Below are 18,946 nucleotides of genomic sequence, written 5' to 3' on the forward strand. Positions count from 1 at the left end.
GTTGTTCCTAGGGGTACACCTAGCGGTCTCAGGTTGGGTTAGATCTATGGCGTAGCCAGGGGTAAAAACTTTGCTCTGGGTACCTGTAGCTGTCTCAGATTGAGTCGAGACTCGAACCTGTCGCCACTTCACATTGCCGCCTTCACCCACCGGTTTATAAGTGACCGTGGGATCCAAAGCGAGGGCATACTCAGCGCGCACATCTGTCCGCGCTTGGCCATTAGAGACGATTGCACCTGACTTAGTGAGAGCTCCGAGTACACGGACTGCAGTGCGTCGGGCACTCTCTCGCTTGCCTTCTAGGTCGGCTCCGAGCGCATTCGCTAGAGCTTCCCAGCCGCCGAAATAGACTCGTGGTGTGTCCGCATCCAGAGAGATGTTTGCCATGAAAATGAGTGTGCGCATTTCGCGGTGATCGAGATGTGTCCAGTGAGCAAATGCCATTGCTACATTGCTAGCTCCCATGCGATCGCCTCACCTTCGTTGTTAGTTTTTTGTCAGTCATTAGTGGCGGTTACAGCCCCTGCCAGATACGAACGCCGCGTTCTTGACCACTGGCTGTTGTACTTGGGCCCCAGCCAACTGCCTCTGCGATGCCGTGATGTTGGAGGGCAGCAAATAATGCGCCCCATTGTTGGGGTTTTTCTGGTGCGGGGAGTCCTAGCCGGCGGAGGACTTCGGCGGTGAATCGTTCGCCGTCTGCAGCTAGCGAGCAAACGATGTCTAGTGCCTGGTCGCGCCATTGCTCAGTGGTGTACGCGAAGGCGGATTGTAGACCGTCCGTATACCCGGGTAGTGCTGTGTTCGGATCCAGTTTTAGCAGCTGGTCTAGGAAATCGGCTTTAGTCGTTTGGGGGTTCATGCGGCCACCGCCATAGTCATGGTGCGGGGCGTGAGTAGATCTCGTATGCGTGCGCACTGCTCGGCGGTGAGTGGGGGAGCGGTAGCAACGAGTAGGGCAACCTGTTCCGCTATGGACGGGATGCGCTCGGTAGATTCGATATTCAGTTGTGGGGTGGCCATGGCTTTACACCTGGCTCCGGAATGCCTGTTCGGCGTCGGAGAGTTTGATGCGCACCGACCGGGGGTCGAACCGGTAAATCCTTAGCGTGCCGTCTTTGATGCGACGCTTGATTGTGGAGCGGCTAATTCCGTAATGTGCGGCTACTGCTCCGATAGAATGGAAAATGATGTCCTTAGGGATAACCATTTTCTGTCTCCTCGTTTCTGGCGATTCGGGTTTGCGGTGAATGTTTGAACCGAAGTTGTTTGCAGCGTCTTCGATTCTTGAACCCCGGGTTGTCTTTGCAGGACTTCCCGGGGTTTCTTAGGTTCTAGCGATACCTTGTGAACCCATCATAAGCACATTTTCACTTCATGTTCATCAGCCTAATCGCATTCTGACTTGGGTATTAGGGTTGTATCACAACCACTTTGTCCAACTGATGTTGTGGATAAGGTTGTGTGTATCGGTAGGCTGGTTATCACGTACTTCATGAAGCGTTTCAAATATAGCCATGTCGCCTTGGGTAGGCGCAACGCCCCTTGAATCGATTTAGATAGGCGCTAGAAAACAACTCGCTTACAGTTCACAAAAAACAGTCCGTCATAAAATAATCTGAAATACCTTTCGAAAGCCACGAAATCCAACTGGAATGCCAGGCGCATTAGTTCACCTAAGATCAGAGCATGATCACCGCCGAACAATTCAAATGCGAAATACCTCTGCCCAATGGGCTGAAAGAGGGCGTTCTTTACTGCAGTACCAACGCGACAAATGCGGCCGAAATATGGACTGCTGCCGCCGCCGTAGTTACGGCCCTTGCCACGGCCGGACTTGTGCTTGGCGTCGTGATTGCTTTTCGGCAGATCAAAGAAAACCGACAGATGCACGAAGATCAGCAGCAGTTGGATGCGCTGGCCAGTTACATCACGGCCATGCAATTCTTCGAGACGCTCAGGGCAGGGGATGAAGAAGAGCTTGTTGAAGCAGCGACTCGCGTAAGGTCTACCGGGCTACTGTTCGCGCTTGTTTTTCGTATTCAGAATCCGCAGACGATTGGCTCAATTCGTAGATTCGAGGAATTGCTGATCGACTTCGCGATGCTGGAATTCCAGATGCGAGACAAGAAGACGTATTCGAAAAATCACTACGGATACAACAAGTCGTTAACGGAGCTCGCGGGAGCGGCGACCGAAGCGCTTCCGCGATTGCGGCAACGGAATTTCGGGATCGACGATCTGAGCAAACTATTTACGCAAGCAGCGAATGACGCTCAATCTCAGAACCCAGAGTCAGCTATCGAAGCTCTTGTATTCCGCGGACTATTCGGGCGCAAGAATCAATAATCACGAATAAATGAGAAACGCGCCCACAGCCGTTATATACGGTGTGGGCGCGTTCTTTGTACTTCTATAAGTCATCTCAAAAGCTGTTTGCCATTACCTCGAGAATCATTGAGTTCTCGGGAGCGCGCACTACTTCCACGTGACTTCTACGCGGCGAGGATCGAAACGGCGAGGGGCCGCGATATGCACAGACTTTAGCCTGATCGTCATTATCGACTTGATGACTGCGCGCTGGTTTTCAAGAGTGGCATCAGCCCACCATTCTCGAATGTCACCTGCCTCCACGGACGGCACAGCAGTTCCGGCGCCGAGTACGGCTAACTCGTTTTGTGCTGCTGAAATCTTCCCGCGCAGTAGCCCTGTGATCGTTGCGAGTTGAGACGCTTCAATAAGTCCGGAGGCGAATGACTCGGAGCCTTGATCTAAGCGGTTCCGCAGTACTGCTAGCTCTGTCTGTAGCTCGGCTGCGCGCTTCGGGTTCTGTGGTGCTGACAAGTGCCGGCGTACCTCGTCGTCGGATAGCCTGGCCAGCACTAGCTCAGTGATCATTGCATCGATGGGCTCAGCCGTTTAGAAGCTGTGCCCTTGCCCACGAGTCGCGCTTTATAGTAGTCCTTGTTTTGGATCTGCACCTTTGAAGATCGAGTGGATCCCTTCATCGGTGCGCCACACTCGCCGCACTCTAGGATGCCAACGAGTAGCCGGCGCACCTTCGATTCAACGTTTGTGCGCTGCGCAGGGTCGGTAAGGATCAGAGAGGATGCCAGCCAGTCAGCTTCGGAGACGATTGCGGGCGCTTGTGCGTCACCAATGACTTTGCCTCGGTGTGTGGATTTACCTGCGTAGGTGGCTCGTTTCAGCATGTTGCGCATGGCTGTGGAGTTCCACTGCAGGTTACGGCGGGTAACTAGTCCGCGGTCGTTGAAGTCGCGCACCAGGCTGCCGAGTGATGCACCGTTGAGGAATTTGCGGAAAGCTTCGGCGACTTCCGGCGCTTCGACGGGATGCAGTCCAAGTTTTTTCTCTGGACGTCGCATGTAGCCATAGGGGATAGGCCCGCCAACGTAGGCGCCTTCTTTGGCTAGTTCGAGTTTCTTTCGCTGGATGCGGTCTGACTTGTGTTCCGATTCAAAGCGGGCCCAAGCTCCGAGGGTGCGGGCTACTGCGCGGCCGGAAGCAGTCGACAGGTCTATTTCCCCGGCTTTGACGGTGAGTGAGTTTGTGCCGTTGCGTTCGGTGAGGTCTATGAACTCTTCGAGCTCTCGCGGGTGTCGGTGCAGTCTGTCGGTGTGCCATGCGATGATCACGGCAGGTTTGCGGTCTGACCGTTCGGCGAGCATGCGGCGGTACTGTGGGCGTACTGCTCCGTTGTAGGGCGAGACGTCGTTGTCGATGTAGACCTCGGAGACTGTGAATCCGCGTGCCTGGGCGAGTGCTAGGCAGTCCTCTTTTTGGCGTTCCACGCCTTTGAATGTGCCTAGTTCATCTTTGGAGATTCGGCAGTAGATGACCGCGGATTGGAGGGATTCGACCATGATTCTGTTCTATCTTCTCTTGCTGTCACTTGACATACTTTCCGAATGGGTTCGTTCATGCCGCATGCTGTTGAGGTGAGTGCCAGAAGAAGCAACCCGGTGCGATTTCACATCGGATTCCATCAGCTGGTGTCCTCCTGCGCAGCCGAGGTATCCCGAGAGCTCTTGCTCCGAAGAGATGCGCAATGGCGGAACGCGCCTGAACTGGATTATTCAGCGTTGTGCCGAGGCTCGAACGCGAGACGGAATCTCGCAGAAAAAGCCGGGCGCAATTGGCGCCGGCGGGTCCAGCTCAGCGAACTATTTTGCGGTGGTGAACTGGTGATCTGCGGATAGCAGGATGCTCAGGGCGCGGCCCTTTTTGTCTTCGACTAGGCTCGCTTCCCATTTGGTCTGGGCCAGCGCGAGCAGTTCCTCCGGGTTTTGCGGGGCCACCGGCTGCTCCACTAAGAAGCGCGCGACCTCGCCGCGGGTGTGCTTGGCGAAATGCGAGACCACTTTCGGGACGCCATTGCGCAGCTGGAACACATTCACCGCAACGGAATTGCCATTGCTCGGCTTATAGGCTGCGGCGTAGGTGCTGGAGCGGGCATCCACGATCAATTGATCGCCAGCGGTTTCGTCGAGAACCGGGGTCAGCCGCTTCTTCCACCAGCTCGCCAGCTTGCCTAGTGGTTCCAGCTTCGCCGACATGGATAGTCGGTAGGGCGGGATCTGATCCCCGAAGCGTACTGCGCCCCAAAGGGCCGAGACAACGATGATCGAGTCGTCGGCTCGCTGCTTGGACGCAGCATCCAGCGAAGCATAATTCAAGGCTTCGAAGAGCACACCCGAGTAGATGTCATGGGCCTGGGCAGCAGGTTCGGTATGCAGATTAATATTGCGGGCTACCTCTTTGGCCAGCGAGGCACCCACGCCAAGGACCTCCATGGCGTCTTCGCGAGCCGAAACTTCAGCGAGCGCCGACAGGACTAGCCGGCGGTCGGCAACCAGCCCCGGGAAGGAAAGGTCGCTGATTTCAAACGGGGCGCCTTCGGCGTGGGCGGTCTTACCTTCGGAAGGCGGCAACAAAATAAGCACGCCTTCCAGCTTATCGGAGATCAACCGCCGTTTATTTCAGGGCCGTTGGAGGTTGCCGAAGATGAAGCATGTACCAAACGAGCGCCACTAGCTACGCTGAGACCGTAAGCCTGCAATCATCGAACACAGCGAGGAAATAGCATGCCCGAATCTCCGGAAACTGCAATGCCAGGTAGCTCTGAGCGGGACTATGACTTGATCGTGCTCGGTGCCGGGCCAGCTGGCGAGAACGTCGCCGACTATGCAACTAAACGCGGGTTGCGCGTGGGGATCATCGAGTCCGAATTGGTTGGCGGCGAATGCTCTTACTGGGCATGCATGCCATCCAAAGCCCTCTTGCGCAGCGGCCAGGCGCTGCGCGCGGCACGCCGACTGCCCGGGGCACGCGAAGCGATCACCGGTGGCCTTGACGTTGAAGCGGTCCTCGGCCGACGCGATTCGTTCACCAGCAATTGGAATGATGAGGGCCAGATCGACTGGCTGGACTCCGCTGGGGTCGAGCTGATTCGCGGCCACGGGCGGCTCGCCGGACCGGGACTGGTGCAGGTCGGTGACCGGCAGTTTTCGGCCCATGCCATCGCCCTGGCAACCGGTTCCATCCCGGCACTTCCCGAAATACCTGGTTTGGCCGAAGCCAACCCGTGGGGAACCCGTGAAGCGACGGCAGCGCAAGAGGTGCCGCCACGGCTGATCATCGTTGGTGGTGGAGTGGCGGGAACCGAGCTGGCTTTCGCCTTTTCTGCCCTTGGCTCCGAGGTCACGATGCTCGCCCGCGGCGCCTTGCTTAGCCGCGAAGAGCCTTTCGCCGGTGAGCTCGTGGCGGCTGCCCTGAGCGGCGAAGGCGTTCAGCTGGTCCAAGGCAACTCTCCGGTCAGGGTGGCGCGGGACGAGCAGGGAATCGTGGAGGTCCTGTTGGAGGATGGGACCCAGCTGCGGGCCGAGGAGCTGCTGGTATCAACCGGCAGGCGGCCGAACACGCAGCAGCTCGGCCTCGAAGAGGTTGGCCTGGACCCGCACGGCACGTTGGAAGTCGATGACACGATGCTCGTGGCGGGTACCGACTGGCTGTACGCCGTGGGAGACGTCAATTCTCGCTCACTGCTGACCCATCAGGGGAAATACCAGGCCCGAGCCGCAGCCGAGGCAATCGCTGCAAGGCAGAAAGGCTCACCGGTTGTGGAAGAACCTTGGGCAATGCATAGCGCCACGGCGGATCATGCGGCGGTACCGCGCGTGGTCTTCAGCGACCCGGAGGTGGCGGCCGTCGGGCTGACCGAACGCCAAGCGCGCGGCCAGGGCCTGGACATTCGGGTGGTGGAGCATGATTTGGGCGCCGTGGCCGGGGCAAGCCTGCACGCGGACGCATATTCGGGTCGAGCAAAGCTGGTCGTCGACCAGGTGCGCTCGGTGATCATCGGTGCGACCTTCGTCGGGCAGGACGTCTCCGAGCTGGTGCATGCGGCAACAATCGCGATCGTCGGCGAGGTGAGCATGAACCGGTTATGGCATGCGGTCCCGGCGTACCCCACCATGAGCGAAATCTGGTTGCGGCTGCTTGAGGAGTACCACTATCCAGCCGCCAGTGTGGCCAGCAGCTCATAGCCGAAGTCGGCGCACGCAAACTCGCGGGGCTAGAATGGTTAACGAATGGGATGACTAGGCGATCGCGTGCCGTGCAAACGGCCCGAGGAACGTCCGGGCTCCATAGAACAGGGTGGTGGGTAACGCCCACTCGGGGTAACCCGCAGGCTAGTGCCACAGAAATTAGACCGCCAGGTTTCCTGGTAAGGGTGAAACGGTGGTGTAAGAGACCACCAGCGTCCCGGGTGACCGGGATGGCTTGGTAAACCCCACTCGGAGCAAGGTCAGACAGACTGCGATATGAGGGCTGTTCGCCCCATGCAGTCGGGTGGACCGCTAGAGGCTGTCGGCAACGGCAGTCGTAGATAGATGATCGTCTCCGCGCAAGCGGACAGAACCCGGCGTATCGGTCATCCCATTCACCATCCACCAGCAGTTCGGGTGAGATGATTCACAGGCGTCCAGCCCCGCAATCGGGGCGCACCGTCTAGAATGGATACGTACTTGCGGGGATGATCCTGTTACCCCGCACCACCGCAAAAGCAATGGTGCTTCTCACGGTGCCAACCGACTTTATGGATCTGTAAGTCGGCTGAATTGGAAGGATTTTCTGTGACCCAGCAGTCTGTCGTTGCCCAGGAAGAATGGAGCGGGCGCGAAGAGCTCGCCGAGGCCATGATTCCATTGATCGGACGTCTTTACCGCAAGAACAATGTGGTGACCTCCATCTACGGCCGCAAGTTGATCAACCAGTCCGCAATTGACATCATCAAGGCCCACCGCGTCGTGCGCCGGATCGATGGCGAGGAACTGGCCCTGACCACGACCATGCCCCTCCTTGAAGCAATTGAGACCTTGAACCTCGGTTCGGTTTCAGTTGATTTGGGGCGCCTGAACAAGAAGTTCACCGAATCTGGTTCGCAGGACCTGAACGCATTTCTGACCGAAGAACTCGGCGACAAGGTCGGCCAGGCTGGCGCCTCCGACGTTGAGCCGCAGGATGTAGTGCTTTACGGCTTCGGTCGTATCGGCCGCCTGCTCGCACGCATCCTCATCGAACGCGGCGGCTACGGCCTGCGCCTGCGCGCCATTGTGGTGCGCAAGGGCTCGGATGATGACATCGTCAAGCGCGCTTCGCTGTTGCGCCGCGACTCGGTGCATGGCCGTTTCGACGGTTCGATCACCGTGGATGAAGCCAATAACACCATCCAGGCCAACGGAACCCTGATCAAGGTCATCTACTCGAATGACCCAACCACCGTTGACTACACCGAACACGGCATCAACAATGCCATCGTGGTGGACAACACCGGTCGTTGGCGCGACGAGGCTGGCCTGTCCCAGCACTTGCAGGCCAAGGGCGTTGCCCGCGTTCTGCTCACCGCACCGGGCAAGGGCGATTTGAAGAACATCGTCCACGGCATCAACGATTCCTGGATCACCGCTGAGGACAAGATCGTTACCGCCGCCTCATGCACTACCAACGCGATCACCCCGGTGCTGAAGGCGTTGAACGACAAGTTCGGCGTCATCCACGGGCACGTCGAGACGGTTCACTCGTTCACCAACGACCAGAACCTGATCGACAACTTCCACAAGGGTGAGCGCCGTGGCCGTTCGGCGGCCCTGAACATGGTCATCACCGAGACCGGTGCCGCTAAGGCAGTGGCTAAGGCGCTGCCCGAGCTCGAAGGCAAGCTGACCGGTAACGCCATCCGCGTTCCGACCCCAAATGTATCCATGGCGATCTTGAACCTGAACCTGGAGAACGGGACCACCAAGGAGGAGCTGAACGCTTACCTGCGTGAAGCCTCGTTGACCTCGAGCCTGCACCGCCAGATCGACTACATCGATTCCCCTGAGGTTGTTTCCTCGGACTTCGTCGGCTCACGCCGCGCGGGCATCGTTGATGGTTTGGCCACCATCGTTTCGGACAAGAACGCCATCGTTTACGTTTGGTACGACAACGAATTCGGTTACTCTTGCCAGGTTGTGCGCGTGATTGAATCAATCGCAGGCACCCACCCGGTAGCGGTTCCAGCAGTACAGGCACAGGCCGCTAGCGTCTAAGCCGTCAGCAAGCAGTGCGAAGCCCCGATCCTCCTGCATGGATCGGGGCTTCGACTTTTAAATCGGCCATCGAAACTGTATTGCTATTGTTCGGTACATGTCATCAATAATCCGAACCGGCTATAGGGCAGGCCCACTAGGTATGGCGGCGCTGTTGGGCGCAGCCATCTTCGCGTTCTCCGCTTGCAGCTCCGGGGGACCGTCCAGCGGATTAGGTCTCACCTCCGGTAATCCCCGTGCAGTGGTTGACGAGCGGAGCTCGGCTGCCGAGGGACTGGCGGCCGGTGAAGGTGCGGGGAACCTGCTGGTCGGCGCGGGCGGATGCTTTGCACTGGATGCCGATGACGGTCCACCGGTGTTGCTGGTGTTTCCGGAAGAGGCACAGATCCTCGCCGACGGCTGGCCGGGCGTGAAGATCGCGGACGAAGAGTATCTGGTCGGCGACGAAGTGGTATTCAGCGGCGGGTACCGCAATTTAGCTTCGGCAGAGCTCGAAGCAGTGACTGATTGCCAGCCCCAGGAAGAGGCGTTTTTCGTGCATGCATCGCCGGGGCAATGACACCAAAAACCTCGTTCGAATATTTGTTCTAATGGCGCTTTTGGCGCCGCGGCCAATCTGCCTCGCTCCGAGCGCGCAGGCAGTGTTCTGCTACGCTCAACGCACCAAGATCGGGGGAGCGCGAAAATGCGACGAGATCAATTGTTGTCAGCAAGAATGGCCAGTCAATTATTGCTGGAGCCGGCAGGATCGATTGTAAGCGGTGCTGAACACCTGCTAGCTATCCAGTCTCAGGACTTCACCGCCGGCCGCTACGCGCTGGCCCAGCGTGCGGGAGACAGCGTAACTCGGGCTCAGGTAGATGAGTTGTTCAATTCGGGCAAGCTTGTTCGCTCCTGGACGATGCGGGGCACCCTGCATATCTGCTCGCCGCAAGACCTCAGGTGGCTGATGAGAACCACCAGAGAGCGGACGCTGCGAGCTGTCGCGCCACGACTACGCGAACTGCAGATAGATACCGGCACCATTGAGCAAGCCGCCGGTGTCATTTCCGCTTATCTCACTGCCCATGGTCGAGCCAGCCGCAAGGAACTGTTCGCCGAACTGAATGCTTACGATATACCCACTACCGGGCAGCGTGGGATCCACCTGTTGATGGTGCTGGTTCAACATGGGCTGATCTGCCTGGGGCCAATTCCAGTTGATGCAAAGCTGGCCGCCCAGGATTTTGTCCTTTTGGAGCACTGGATTACCGAACATCATGAGCTGGAGAATCCGCTGCAGGATCTATTGCGGCGCTATCTTGAATCCCATGGACCGGCGACCCTTCGGGATGCCGCCTGGTATACGGGCCAGACGCTCACGACAATGAAACTCGCCGCCAACGAGCTAGGCGGGAGTCTTGAGCGAGTTGGCGCCGATGAGCCTGGTGATGATTACTGGGTGGTGACCGATTCCCTCGCCCACCAGCTCTGGGAATCTCCGAGCCGCCACGGCCTTCCCACGCGATTGCTGGGAGCGTTTGATGAATACTACTTGTCCTTTGCCAATAGAAGTCACGTGGCGGATGAGTTCCTCCAGCAACAGATCGCGCCCGGGAAGAATGGAATGTTTTTAGCGTTCTGGCTCGTGCAAGGGCAAGCGCAAGAAATCTGGAACGCAAAAGCAGCGCCGACCGATCCTGTCGGTGCGGCGCTGCATCAGCGGTATGTAGATTTCAGAACGGTCCGGTAAACCGTGATGGCTTAATGCCCGAATGGGTCCTCGTCGGTTCCCGGCAGCCACGTATTACCTGGAACGCCCCAGCCCAGAGCCTTCTTGGCCTTCAGCCAACGCTTATCCCAGCGTGGCGTGAGCTTGTCCACGTACAAGAAGCCGTCCAGGTGATCGAATTCGTGCTGCAAGATGCGAGCGAACCAGCCAGTGGCTTCGAAGGAGACCGGCTTGCCGAATTCATCCACGGCTTCAACCTTGGCGTAGTCGGCGCGCTTGAGCGGGTAGTTCAGTGCCGGCACCGAAAGGCAGCCTTCGGCGTCTTCATCTGGATCCGGACTTGCCTGAGACACCTTGGAGAGGGTTAGCACTGGGTTGATGAGTACCCCACGCTCCGGTGCGCTATCTTGATCCGCATAGATATAGGTGAAGATGCGCAGACCAATGCCGATCTGAGGGGCTGCCAGGCCTACCCCGTTGGCCGCGTCCATGGTGGTATGCATGTCGGCAACGAGCTGACGGAGTTCGTCGTTGAACTCGGTGACTTCAGCTGCGCGCTGATGCAGTACGGGTTCTCCATAAACGGTGATCTGCCGAATGGGCACGTGATCGGTTCCTTTCGAAAGTGCTTTGACTACTTATCCAATAGTTTCATGGCTCATCTGCCTTGTGCCAATACGGCTATTCGCCAAAACGAATAACGCTAGGAGTCAGTAAGCAGCCCGTTGGGCACAACTGTATCGCTGCCGAACGCGGGCTCTATTGATTTTCGGCGGGTTTACTAGTCGATATCCGTAGCTGAGGCATTGAGACGGATAGCAGAGCACGCCTTATGAGGGTGAGTTCCAGGAGGCTAAGGTGGGCACAGGTGATATGCGACTCAGCGAAGGTTCGAGGACCATTTCTACACGGGACTGCTCGGAGCTAGTAGGTGCGGAAGCATGAAGGCGTGCAGTGATGGGGGATGCAAAACGCAGTTTCGAAGATATGTTCGACTGCCTTTTGTGCTGCCAAACCGGTGCGAACTGACCGCGTTAAACAGGAAATGCTAACGCCCCCATGACGCTAGCCTCCCCGCTGAGCTTGTTAGGCGCTCTTGTCGATGCGAGTGTCTAAAAGCCTTGTTCCCAAGATATCGAATTGTGGATCCCCCAAGACCCCATAAACATAATTCGATCCCCACGGGTCTTAGTCTAGGTCGTCCAACCCTTATTGAGCACCGGAATTCGGACACTAGGTAGTCTTTGGCCCGGATACAGGTATCGTTTTGAACTTCTCATCGAGGATTTCATCCGAGATAGCCACCGAATCACTGACCGGAAGGAGCTGGCGGCGATCGGTGATGCCCAATTTGGTGTAAGAACGCTGTAGGTGGCCTTCCACCGTACGGGGGGAGAGGAAGAGTTCCTCGGCGATTTCTTGATTGCTGCGAGCACGTGCGGCTAGTACGCAAATCACGTATTCGCGTTCGGTTAGTAGAGAGCGAACGATACGTCCGCGCCCTAGCGAGGGAGTGTTGACTTCTGTCAGTGGGGCGGCCAAATCCACCGAGAGCCCGAGCATCCGCGTCGAAAGTGCGCGCCGACCCAGACTCCGTGCCCGCGAGGATGCTCGATGAGCGAACTCCGCTGCATAGAGCGGGCGATCTGCCGAAGCATGGGTATCGCAAAGGCGCACAATTGCGTCTTCGCTCAGCGAGTCCAATACCTCTGCATAGCCGGAGAGTGCCTTTGCCAAGGGCCCCTGAACCTGCTCGGCGGCCACGTTGAGCTCTGTCTCTCCATCGGTAAGCTCCAGTCTCCATGCGTCATGAAGCAAACGCATCCTCAACAATTTGCGCCCGAATTTGTCGGCATGGACTATGCACTGATGCAGATGCTCCAGCGCGGCTTGACGGCCTTCGAGTTCAAGGATCACCGGCAGTAGGTAGCGCTGCGCCAGAGGGCGCATGATCTGCCCTGCCACATGGGGGGCCGAGCGAGCCACGTTGTAATGGAAGCGGGCCCTGGGTCTATCTCCAATCATTACCGCGGCCGCCGCCGCGAAGGAGGAGGTAAAGCCGGAAACCAAATAAGGATCAGACACCGAAATGAGCGCCAGCGCCTGTTCGAAGGAATCGAGAGCTTTAACTGCCAGTCCTTGCTCCAAAAGCTCAATGCCCATGCCGGTCAGGTAATTTGAAGGATTCAAGGCCAGGGAGGTGAAATCAATGCCGGCCAATATGGAAGTCAGTGCCTCACCACCTCCACCCAAGGCCGACATCAATGTCGGAAGAGCGAAAACTATCTCCGACTGCACCGCTGGAGTAGCAGTTCTCCAAAAATCACCCGATACCAAATCCAGAAATTCCTCGAGCGCGTCAACCGGTTTGCCGGCGTAGCAGTCCTCGATGATCGCATGCGCTAGGCAAGCGGTGCGAAGTTCGGGAGAGATTCTCTCGTCGCTCGCATATTCGCGAAGTTTGGCCAAGTCCACAATTTGCTGTGCTCGGGCGCGCAGGATCAATCCGAACGCACGACTCTCGACCGGATCCTGAGGCCCTGCATCAATGATTTCTAGCGCCAAGTCAGGACGCGCCAGGCCGGAAAAAGCAATCCTAGCTGCCACACCTCGCACTTCGGCGCTCCCGGTAAGCAGTAAGGGCTTGAGAACCGCTAGGGCGGCCTCGGACTTGGCGAGCTCATACAGGGCATCTGCCCGAAGCACCAAGAGCTTCTCCAGCATGCGCTTGTCGGTAAAAGCATCGTGCCTCACGGAATCGGTCAACGCGACCACTTGCGCAAAACGGCGCGCGTCCGCTGATCCTACGACATCTTCGAATAACTCGGACGCCGGCACCTCAATCCCCAATTGCACACGGTGAGTGGTGAATCGTGCTCGCGCTCGCGAAGTCAATACCTCGCGGGGAAAAGCATTATCAGCGCGCAGCAGATAGCCGCGAAGCTTCGATGGCGACAGGGTACTCAATACACTTTGCGGGGCTAACCCCGCACTCAAGTCGACCGCTAGATCGCGCTCGCCGGTGGCCTCATCCACGGAAAGAACAATCAGCTTGGCTAGCCGAGAGTCCAGCAGCGTCGGTAGTGATTCTCCGAATAATCGTTGGGCCAGCGGATAAGGCAGTCTTCCGGTGACCGATAGCAGTTCGATTGACTCTCGGACTTCCTCCGGCTGCTCTTTGAGCCGTGATGAAATGAGGTCGGAAATTCGTGATCCTTGCGGGGTCCATCGCTGGTCGAGTGTCCAGTAGCGGCCCTTCAGGGTCAGAGCCCGAGCGGTCTGCGCATCAAGTGTGAGTTCGCGCAAATGCAGCGCATTTCCGCCGGAAAGCTCCTGGAGCATCACAACGGTACTGGAATTGACCTGGCCGCCGAGCACATATTTGAGAATGGCTTCCGTATCTTCGAAGGTCAGCGCAGAGAGCTCGATGCGTTTTGAATGAGCATCGGAGCTAAGGTGACGCAATGATTCTGGAAGTTCATGGGTGGCAGTAGTTGCCATAACGAGTTGGATATTCCGAGATAGTGACAGTTGAGCCAGTACTGCTGCACTTTGTTCATCTGCGTATTCTGCTTGATCAAGGAGCAAGCAGAGTCTTTGATTCGTCGTGTATTGAACCAGCGCCGAGATCATTTCGCCCGGTGTGGAACCTCGGCTTTCCAAGGGTAGCTGCGCGCAGAGTGTTGTTAATAGTGCGAAAGGTACATGCACAAGAGCCTTCGCCGCGGTGAGCCAATAGAACTTTCCCGCGCAGTCCGAGAGAATTTGATGGGCGAAAGTTGTCCGCCCTGAACCCTGTTGCCCAACCACAAAGATTGCTGCCCCATGTCCGATTGCCAATTGTGCTTCCCTGAAACTGACTAGGAGCGAAGGGAGGACTGTTGAAACCGCACTGAGGGGACCTAACATAGGCACAAGTGTGTACTTCGATCTCGGGCTGGTCAAGTAGCCAAGTTCATAATTCAGGTAGCGTTTGGGGTATACAAGTAAAGCTAGTCTGACTTAAACTGCGCGTTTGTTGGTCGCACCGAATTTAGCATCACCGTGAACCAGGGCTAATTCCAGCAGATATTAAAATATGCATGTGGAATTATGGGAAGCATTTCAAGCCGAACTGCGTGGGAGTGCGGCACTTCTGTGCGTCAAAGAAAAAAATCGGTCTGATCCACAACTTTCGTTTTGGATCAGACCGTTTGTCTGGGGTGAGTAACGGGGCTTGAACCCGCGACCTTCTGGACCACAACCAGACGCTCTACCAACTGAGCTATACCCACCATGTTTACTTAGCTACTAGTCGGAACGCCACAGGCGCTCAAACTGATTTCAAGCAACGAGAAATACTATACACGCATCTGGTCCGAAAATTACAATCCGAGACGAGTTCAAGCGGGGGAGTCGGGCGTTAACGAAAAAATGGCCTGATCCGCAACTTTCGTTTTGGATCAGACCATTTGCCTGGGGTGAGTAACGGGGCTTGAACCCGCGACCTTCTGGACCACAACCAGACGCTCTACCAACTGAGCTATACCCACCATATTTGCTTCGTCACTAGTCAGTTCGCTTTTGCGTCCCGACTTCGTATCTGGCAACGAGAAATACTATACACATACTCGGGGGGTGAGTGCCAACTCGAAAGGGCCCTAATTCGCTGTGTTGTGCATCACGCGTATTTTAGGGCCCTGACTAGTGGTTACTTTTCGGTTGCTGCGGAGAGCTGCGAAGCTATCGCGCGGGCTTGGTCCGAGTTCGGCCCCGGCGAGGGAACCATGATCGCGGCCCGGTAATAACGCAATTCATCGATCGAGTCCTGGATGTCACCGAGTGCACGGTGATTGCCGGTTTTGGCGGGAGCGGCGTAGTGCGCCTTGGTAAACCAGCGCCGGCTCAATTCCTTCAAAGTGGAGACATCGATGATGCGGTAATGCAGGTGCTCGATAATCTCCGGCATATCGCGTGCCAAGAAGTTCTTATCGGTCCCTACCGAGTTGCCACCCAACAGGGCCTTGTTTGGTTCAGGAACATGTTTGCGGATGTAGTCCATAACCAAGCGTTGCGCTTGATCCATTTGCATTCCGCCATCAAGTTCTTCCAGGAGTCCCGAGACTTGATGCATATTGCGCACGAAGTCACCCATTTGAGCCAGGGCAGCCGCAGGTGGCTGGATGACCACCTGAATGCCCTCATCCGCGATATTAAGATCCGAATCGGTGATCAGTACCGCTACTTCGATCAACGCATCATGAACTAGGTCCAAACCTGTCATTTCGCAGTCGATCCATACAATTTTTTCTGAGTTACTAGCCACATAACCAATCTACCCTTTGCGCGGGTTGTGGGAGAGCATACGAGTCGAAAGCTTTGTCGATGATGGTGTCACACCGGAAACCCGGTGGTGCACAATGCTAAAATCGACTGAGATTTCCGGACGTTGAATTTAAGGCTTTCCACTGATTCCCCGGACTCAGCATCGATTTTTAAACAAACTTTTTGTCCAATCCAGCACGAGGTGTCATGGTGTCCGCTAGCAAACCAGAAGTGCTGGAATCCCAGCCGTATCCTGGTGTCAATAAGACGCTGCTCAGTGGCATCGTCGGTTCGTCCATGATCCTCTTCGGGTCGTTTGGGACGGGCTGGCTTGCCAGCGTTTCACCGCTGAACCGTGATCCGTTTTTCATCATGGTCCGTACTGAAGCAACCGGTGTGACCATCAGCGTGATCTTGCTGGCGCTCGGTTGTTGGCTGCTATTTCGAGCCTGGTGGCGGTTGGGGCAGAAGCTCAATTCCTGGGACGAAGGCTCGCTGAAGATTGTGCGCCGCGCGGTCTGGCTGTGGAGCATTCCGATGCTCATTGCGTTGCCGATCATGAGCCGCGACGTCTTCGCCTATATCGGGCAGGGCAGGCTCGTTGACGCGGGACAGGATCCCTATGTTGACGGCATCTCCAGTTTGAACAATTGGTTCCAGCTGGGTGCCGATACGATGTGGGCGCAAGACGGCACCCCCTATGGCCCGCTCTTCCTCACCATTGAATTCATTGTGGTCAACATCGTGGGTGGCTCGACAGATGTGGCGGTACTGGCATTCCGTGGAATTGCTCTGATTGGAGTGTTGCTCTGCCTGCGGTACGTTCCTAAACTGGCCGAATTGCACTCTGTGTCGGGGGCCAAGGCGGCGTGGATGACCGTGGCCAACCCGCTCTTCCTGGTGAATTTTGTTGCCAGTGCGCACAATGATGCGCTGATGGTCGGGCTGTCCGTCTGGGCCGTCTATCTCGCCTGTAAACGCCACGGGTTCTGGGCCATTGTGGTGCTTGCGGCCTCGATTGGGGTCAAGCCGATCACCTTGGTGCTCTTGCCATTCATCGGTTTGCTCTGGGCAGGACCGACGGCCAGCTGGCCGCGACGTATCTTGTACTGGGCCTACTCCGGGACCATCTTCCTCGCGCTTATGACACTCGTAGGCTGGATGAACGGGTATTGGTTCGGCTGGCTCGACGTGCTCCTGAACTACAAGGGCGTCGGAGTTTCCATCATCGCTCCATTGGGCATGTTGACCGTTGGGCTTTCAGGCATCTTCAATTCCTTCGGCCTGGAATCGGGCTGGGTGCTCCCGGTGGTGAAATCCGGCGGGCAGCTGCTCGCGGTGGGATTGGCCATAGTTCTCATGTTCCGCGGAAAGTACTCGCATTTGGTCCAGCGCATGGGCATCGCCTATGCGGGGATCGTCGTTCTGTCTCCGGTGATTCAACCGTGGTATCTACTGTGGTTGCTGCCGTTCTTCGCCGTTACGGGTCTGCGGGACGACTGGCAGATGCTCTGGTTGCATCTGACCACGATCTTCTTCTTGGCCTATCAGGCCGCAGACCAAATCTTCGTCTGGCAGTTCTTGCAGGAGAGCCTGGTGCCAAGAGTTCAGCTGATCTCTTGGAGCATTTCGATTATCTGCGCCTTGTACCTGATCTTCCTAGATCCGAAGACTAAAACGATTTGCCCTGAATTGCTTAGCTCCACAAACTGGCTGAAGAAGAAAAAGAAAGCCTAGTGAGCGTGGACGTGCGAAATTACGAGCGGCATGCCACACCGCTGAGAAACCTCGGGTGGCAGGGATTCGCGGCTTCTGCGATGATCACCGTGGCTTCGTGGGGGATCGGCTGGTTTCCCCGGAGCCAACTCTCGCCGCTGGCACGCAGTGGCTTCTTTATCGAGTTCCGCACCGAAGTTTGGGGCGTGATTAGCTGCATTATCCTGATGGCGCTGGGATTGGCGTGGCTGACCCGAGCCTGGATTTTGGCTCGGCCGCTGGTTGAAACCGCTGATACGATCCACTCAAAACAACTGGGCAGATTGATCGCCATGTGGTCTGCGCCGCTGATGTTCAGCTTTCCCATCCTCAGCCGTGACGTCTACTCATACTTGGCCCAAGGTCGGATGCTACATGCCGACAAATCTCCATATCATGAGGGCATTTCGGCACTTCCTGGCTGGTTTGATGGAGGTCCCGATGGCCTCTGGGCGCAGTCTCCTTCGCCATACGGGCCCTTCTTCTTGGTCTTATCGCGCATAATCTACTTCGTTTCAAATGGTGTGCCGGAGATCGGTGTGGGATTGCTGCGCGTTGTCGCGCTGCTCGGCGTCATTGGTTGTTTTCACTTCACCGCGAAGCTCGCTCAAAAAATGGGGCAAAACCCGAACTGGTCCAATTGGGCCGTCGTGGGCAACCCGCTGTTCTTGTTGACCATGATTGGCGGCGCCCACAACGATGCGTTGATGATTGCCGGCGTGTTCAGCGCCTTCGCCCTAGCCTATGACCGCCGTGCCATCGCTTCGACCTTCGCGCTGGCCATTGCGGTCTCTGTCAAACCAATCGTGCTTTTGGTCTTACCGTTTATCGGATTGGTGCTGCTCGGTCGCGACCACCGGCTACGCGCGCGCTGCGTCATCTGGCTGAAGGTTTTCTGCTATTGCCTGGCCTGGCTTACGGTGATCGGCGCGGTTACTAATCTGTGGTTCGGCTGGTTGCCAGCAATGTTCACCTCTGGCGACGCGGCCTTCCCCTATGCTCCGGTGGGACTGATTGGCTGGTCGCTTGGCAACCTCGTGGGCTTCCTCGGCGGACCGGTGGCGCTGACTCAGTCGATCGTGGTGACACTCTTTCAGGTCTTCTCCCTGCTGATTGTCGCCAAGCTTGCCTTGGCCAAGAATATTTCCCGGCCTGTCCGCTTGGCCGCGTGGGCCCTGTCTGCGGTGGTTTTGCTCGCGCCAATCATCCAACCTTGGTACATCTTGTGGATGATCGCTCTCTTCGCGATTTCGCACCGCGTCTCGTGGTCTTCGGAGAAGCTTATGATCTACTTGTCCAGCTTGATCCTGCTGGTGGTTTTCGTCGACCAGCTATCCATCGAACAGTGGCATATTGTCTGGCTGATGCGGGTCTTGGCAGCCGTAGTCGCGGTGGGTCTGATTGCCGGTCTCTTCCGATTTGATCCGAAGACGCGCACCGTGCTCAGTGGCAACACCGGACCAGCTACCATCCCGGGATCTCCCAGCGGACGATAACGAAGCTCACACTGAACATCTCAGCTTCTTGGTATCTTTCTCGGCTTAGATAGAAATATGCAAAC

Annotated in this window: 16 protein-coding genes, 2 tRNA genes and 1 other RNA gene; 8 read left to right on the plus strand and 11 right to left on the minus strand. The window is 56.9% G+C overall.

All coding sequences use genetic code 11. The features are described 5' to 3' along the window. Positions 1 to 514: 514 nt before the first annotated feature. From LG294_RS08005 to LG294_RS08015, 3 genes are read right to left on the minus strand one after another with little or no spacing between them, the layout of a single operon-like run. Positions 515 to 862, minus strand: a complete 348-nt coding sequence (locus LG294_RS08005) for a hypothetical protein (RefSeq protein ID WP_404291198.1) — start codon at positions 860 to 862, stop codon at positions 515 to 517. Further along, positions 859 to 1,023 (minus strand): hypothetical protein, encoded by a 165-nt coding sequence (locus LG294_RS08010; protein WP_404291200.1) that lies wholly within the window; start codon positions 1,021 to 1,023, stop codon positions 859 to 861. Before LG294_RS08010 ends, LG294_RS08005 begins: the two co-directional genes overlap by 4 nt. Before the next feature lie 4 nt (positions 1,024 to 1,027). Continuing rightward, a complete protein-coding gene (locus LG294_RS08015) occupies positions 1,028 to 1,210 on the minus strand; it encodes a helix-turn-helix transcriptional regulator (RefSeq protein WP_404291202.1) in 183 nt (60 codons plus the stop codon). A 479-nt stretch (positions 1,211 to 1,689) separates the two neighbouring features. On the opposite strand from LG294_RS08015, the gene LG294_RS08020 reads away from it, so the two are divergent. Next, the gene (locus tag LG294_RS08020; protein WP_404291204.1) at positions 1,690 to 2,349 is read left to right on the plus strand and encodes a hypothetical protein; all 660 of its coding nucleotides are present in this window, start codon (positions 1,690 to 1,692) and stop codon (positions 2,347 to 2,349) included. Between the two features lie 129 nt (positions 2,350 to 2,478). Here LG294_RS08020 and LG294_RS08025 read toward each other — a convergent pair whose 3' ends face one another. The 3 genes from LG294_RS08025 to LG294_RS08035 all read right to left on the minus strand — a co-directional run bounded on the left by LG294_RS08025 (position 2,479) and on the right by LG294_RS08035 (position 4,964). Further along, positions 2,479 to 2,898: a hypothetical protein gene (locus LG294_RS08025; protein ID WP_404291206.1), complete on the minus strand. Its 420-nt coding sequence runs from the start codon at positions 2,896 to 2,898 to the stop codon at positions 2,479 to 2,481. Continuing rightward, complete coding sequence (locus LG294_RS08030) at positions 2,895 to 3,884, minus strand: recombinase family protein (RefSeq protein ID WP_404291208.1); 990 nt, start codon at positions 3,882 to 3,884, stop codon at positions 2,895 to 2,897. The genes LG294_RS08025 and LG294_RS08030 overlap by 4 nt, the downstream gene beginning before the upstream one ends. A 300-nt stretch (positions 3,885 to 4,184) precedes the next feature. After that, a complete protein-coding gene (locus tag LG294_RS08035; protein ID WP_404291210.1) occupies positions 4,185 to 4,964 on the minus strand; it encodes a YaaA family protein in 780 nt (259 codons plus the stop codon). Positions 4,965 to 5,105: 141 nt separating this feature from the next. On the opposite strand from LG294_RS08035, the gene LG294_RS08040 reads away from it, so the two are divergent. From LG294_RS08040 to LG294_RS08060, 5 genes are all read left to right on the plus strand, one after another. Beyond that, positions 5,106 to 6,566, plus strand: a complete 1,461-nt coding sequence (locus LG294_RS08040) for a dihydrolipoyl dehydrogenase family protein (RefSeq protein WP_404291212.1) — start codon at positions 5,106 to 5,108, stop codon at positions 6,564 to 6,566. Positions 6,567 to 6,612: 46 nt separating this feature from the next. Next, an RNA gene (rnpB, locus tag LG294_RS08045) (RNase P RNA component class A) lies at positions 6,613 to 6,967 on the plus strand. 190 nt (positions 6,968 to 7,157) lie between these two features. Then, positions 7,158 to 8,615, plus strand: a complete 1,458-nt coding sequence (locus LG294_RS08050) for a glyceraldehyde-3-phosphate dehydrogenase (RefSeq protein WP_404291214.1) — start codon at positions 7,158 to 7,160, stop codon at positions 8,613 to 8,615. Between the two features lie 97 nt (positions 8,616 to 8,712). After that, positions 8,713 to 9,174, plus strand: a complete 462-nt coding sequence (locus LG294_RS08055; RefSeq protein WP_404291216.1) for a hypothetical protein — start codon at positions 8,713 to 8,715, stop codon at positions 9,172 to 9,174. 156 nt (positions 9,175 to 9,330) lie between these two features. Further along, a complete protein-coding gene (locus LG294_RS08060) occupies positions 9,331 to 10,347 on the plus strand; it encodes a winged helix DNA-binding domain-containing protein (protein WP_404291217.1) in 1,017 nt (338 codons plus the stop codon). 11 nt (positions 10,348 to 10,358) lie between these two features. On the opposite strand, the gene def is transcribed toward LG294_RS08060, so the two are convergent. The 5 genes from def to orn form a co-directional block, all read right to left on the minus strand. Further along, positions 10,359 to 10,931, minus strand: coding sequence for a peptide deformylase (def, locus tag LG294_RS08065; RefSeq protein WP_404291219.1), 573 nt, complete (start codon positions 10,929 to 10,931; stop codon positions 10,359 to 10,361). Positions 10,932 to 11,559: 628 nt separating this feature from the next. Further along, on the minus strand, positions 11,560 to 13,827 hold the full coding sequence (locus LG294_RS08070; protein WP_404291221.1) for a LuxR C-terminal-related transcriptional regulator: 2,268 nt from the start codon (positions 13,825 to 13,827) through the stop codon (positions 11,560 to 11,562). Positions 13,828 to 14,524: 697 nt separating this feature from the next. Continuing rightward, positions 14,525 to 14,600, minus strand: a tRNA-His gene (locus tag LG294_RS08075). A 182-nt stretch (positions 14,601 to 14,782) separates the two neighbouring features. Continuing rightward, positions 14,783 to 14,858 (minus strand) — tRNA-His (locus LG294_RS08080). 158 nt (positions 14,859 to 15,016) lie between these two features. Further along, complete coding sequence (orn, locus tag LG294_RS08085; protein WP_404291223.1) at positions 15,017 to 15,589, minus strand: oligoribonuclease; 573 nt, start codon at positions 15,587 to 15,589, stop codon at positions 15,017 to 15,019. Between the two features lie 248 nt (positions 15,590 to 15,837). Here orn and mptB (LG294_RS08090) point away from each other — a divergent pair, with 248 nt between their 5' ends. Both mptB (LG294_RS08090) and mptB (LG294_RS08095) read left to right on the plus strand, forming a co-directional pair. Then, on the plus strand, positions 15,838 to 17,367 hold the full coding sequence (gene mptB, locus LG294_RS08090) for a polyprenol phosphomannose-dependent alpha 1,6 mannosyltransferase MptB (RefSeq protein WP_404291225.1): 1,530 nt from the start codon (positions 15,838 to 15,840) through the stop codon (positions 17,365 to 17,367). Beyond that, positions 17,367 to 18,881: a polyprenol phosphomannose-dependent alpha 1,6 mannosyltransferase MptB gene (mptB, locus tag LG294_RS08095; protein WP_404291227.1), complete on the plus strand. Its 1,515-nt coding sequence runs from the start codon at positions 17,367 to 17,369 to the stop codon at positions 18,879 to 18,881. The genes mptB (LG294_RS08090) and mptB (LG294_RS08095) overlap by 1 nt, the downstream gene beginning before the upstream one ends. Positions 18,882 to 18,946: the final 65 nt, after the last annotated feature.

This window comes from Glutamicibacter arilaitensis (assembly GCF_044793945.1).
Classification (GTDB): domain Bacteria; phylum Actinomycetota; class Actinomycetes; order Actinomycetales; family Micrococcaceae; genus Glutamicibacter; species Glutamicibacter arilaitensis_B.

What these genes read in the sequence shown, in the direction of transcription:
- LG294_RS08005 (WP_404291198.1), bottom strand. Translation starts at nt 862, where the DNA reads ATGAACCCCCAAACGACTAAAGCCGATTTCCTAGACCAGCTGCTAAAA.
- LG294_RS08010 (WP_404291200.1), bottom strand. Translation starts at nt 1,023, where the DNA reads ATGGCCACCCCACAACTGAATATCGAATCTACCGAGCGCATCCCGTCC.
- LG294_RS08015 (WP_404291202.1), bottom strand. Translation starts at nt 1,210, where the DNA reads ATGGTTATCCCTAAGGACATCATTTTCCATTCTATCGGAGCAGTAGCC.
- LG294_RS08020 (WP_404291204.1), top strand. Translation starts at nt 1,690, where the DNA reads ATGATCACCGCCGAACAATTCAAATGCGAAATACCTCTGCCCAATGGG.
- LG294_RS08025 (WP_404291206.1), bottom strand. Translation starts at nt 2,898, where the DNA reads ATGATCACTGAGCTAGTGCTGGCCAGGCTATCCGACGACGAGGTACGC.
- LG294_RS08030 (WP_404291208.1), bottom strand. Translation starts at nt 3,884, where the DNA reads ATGGTCGAATCCCTCCAATCCGCGGTCATCTACTGCCGAATCTCCAAA.
- LG294_RS08040 (WP_404291212.1), top strand. Translation starts at nt 5,106, where the DNA reads ATGCCCGAATCTCCGGAAACTGCAATGCCAGGTAGCTCTGAGCGGGAC.
- LG294_RS08055 (WP_404291216.1), top strand. Translation starts at nt 8,713, where the DNA reads ATGTCATCAATAATCCGAACCGGCTATAGGGCAGGCCCACTAGGTATG.
- LG294_RS08060 (WP_404291217.1), top strand. Translation starts at nt 9,331, where the DNA reads ATGGCCAGTCAATTATTGCTGGAGCCGGCAGGATCGATTGTAAGCGGT.
- LG294_RS08070 (WP_404291221.1), bottom strand. Translation starts at nt 13,827, where the DNA reads ATGGCAACTACTGCCACCCATGAACTTCCAGAATCATTGCGTCACCTT.
- orn (WP_404291223.1), bottom strand. Translation starts at nt 15,589, where the DNA reads ATGACAGGTTTGGACCTAGTTCATGATGCGTTGATCGAAGTAGCGGTA.
- mptB (WP_404291225.1), top strand. Translation starts at nt 15,838, where the DNA reads ATGGTGTCCGCTAGCAAACCAGAAGTGCTGGAATCCCAGCCGTATCCT.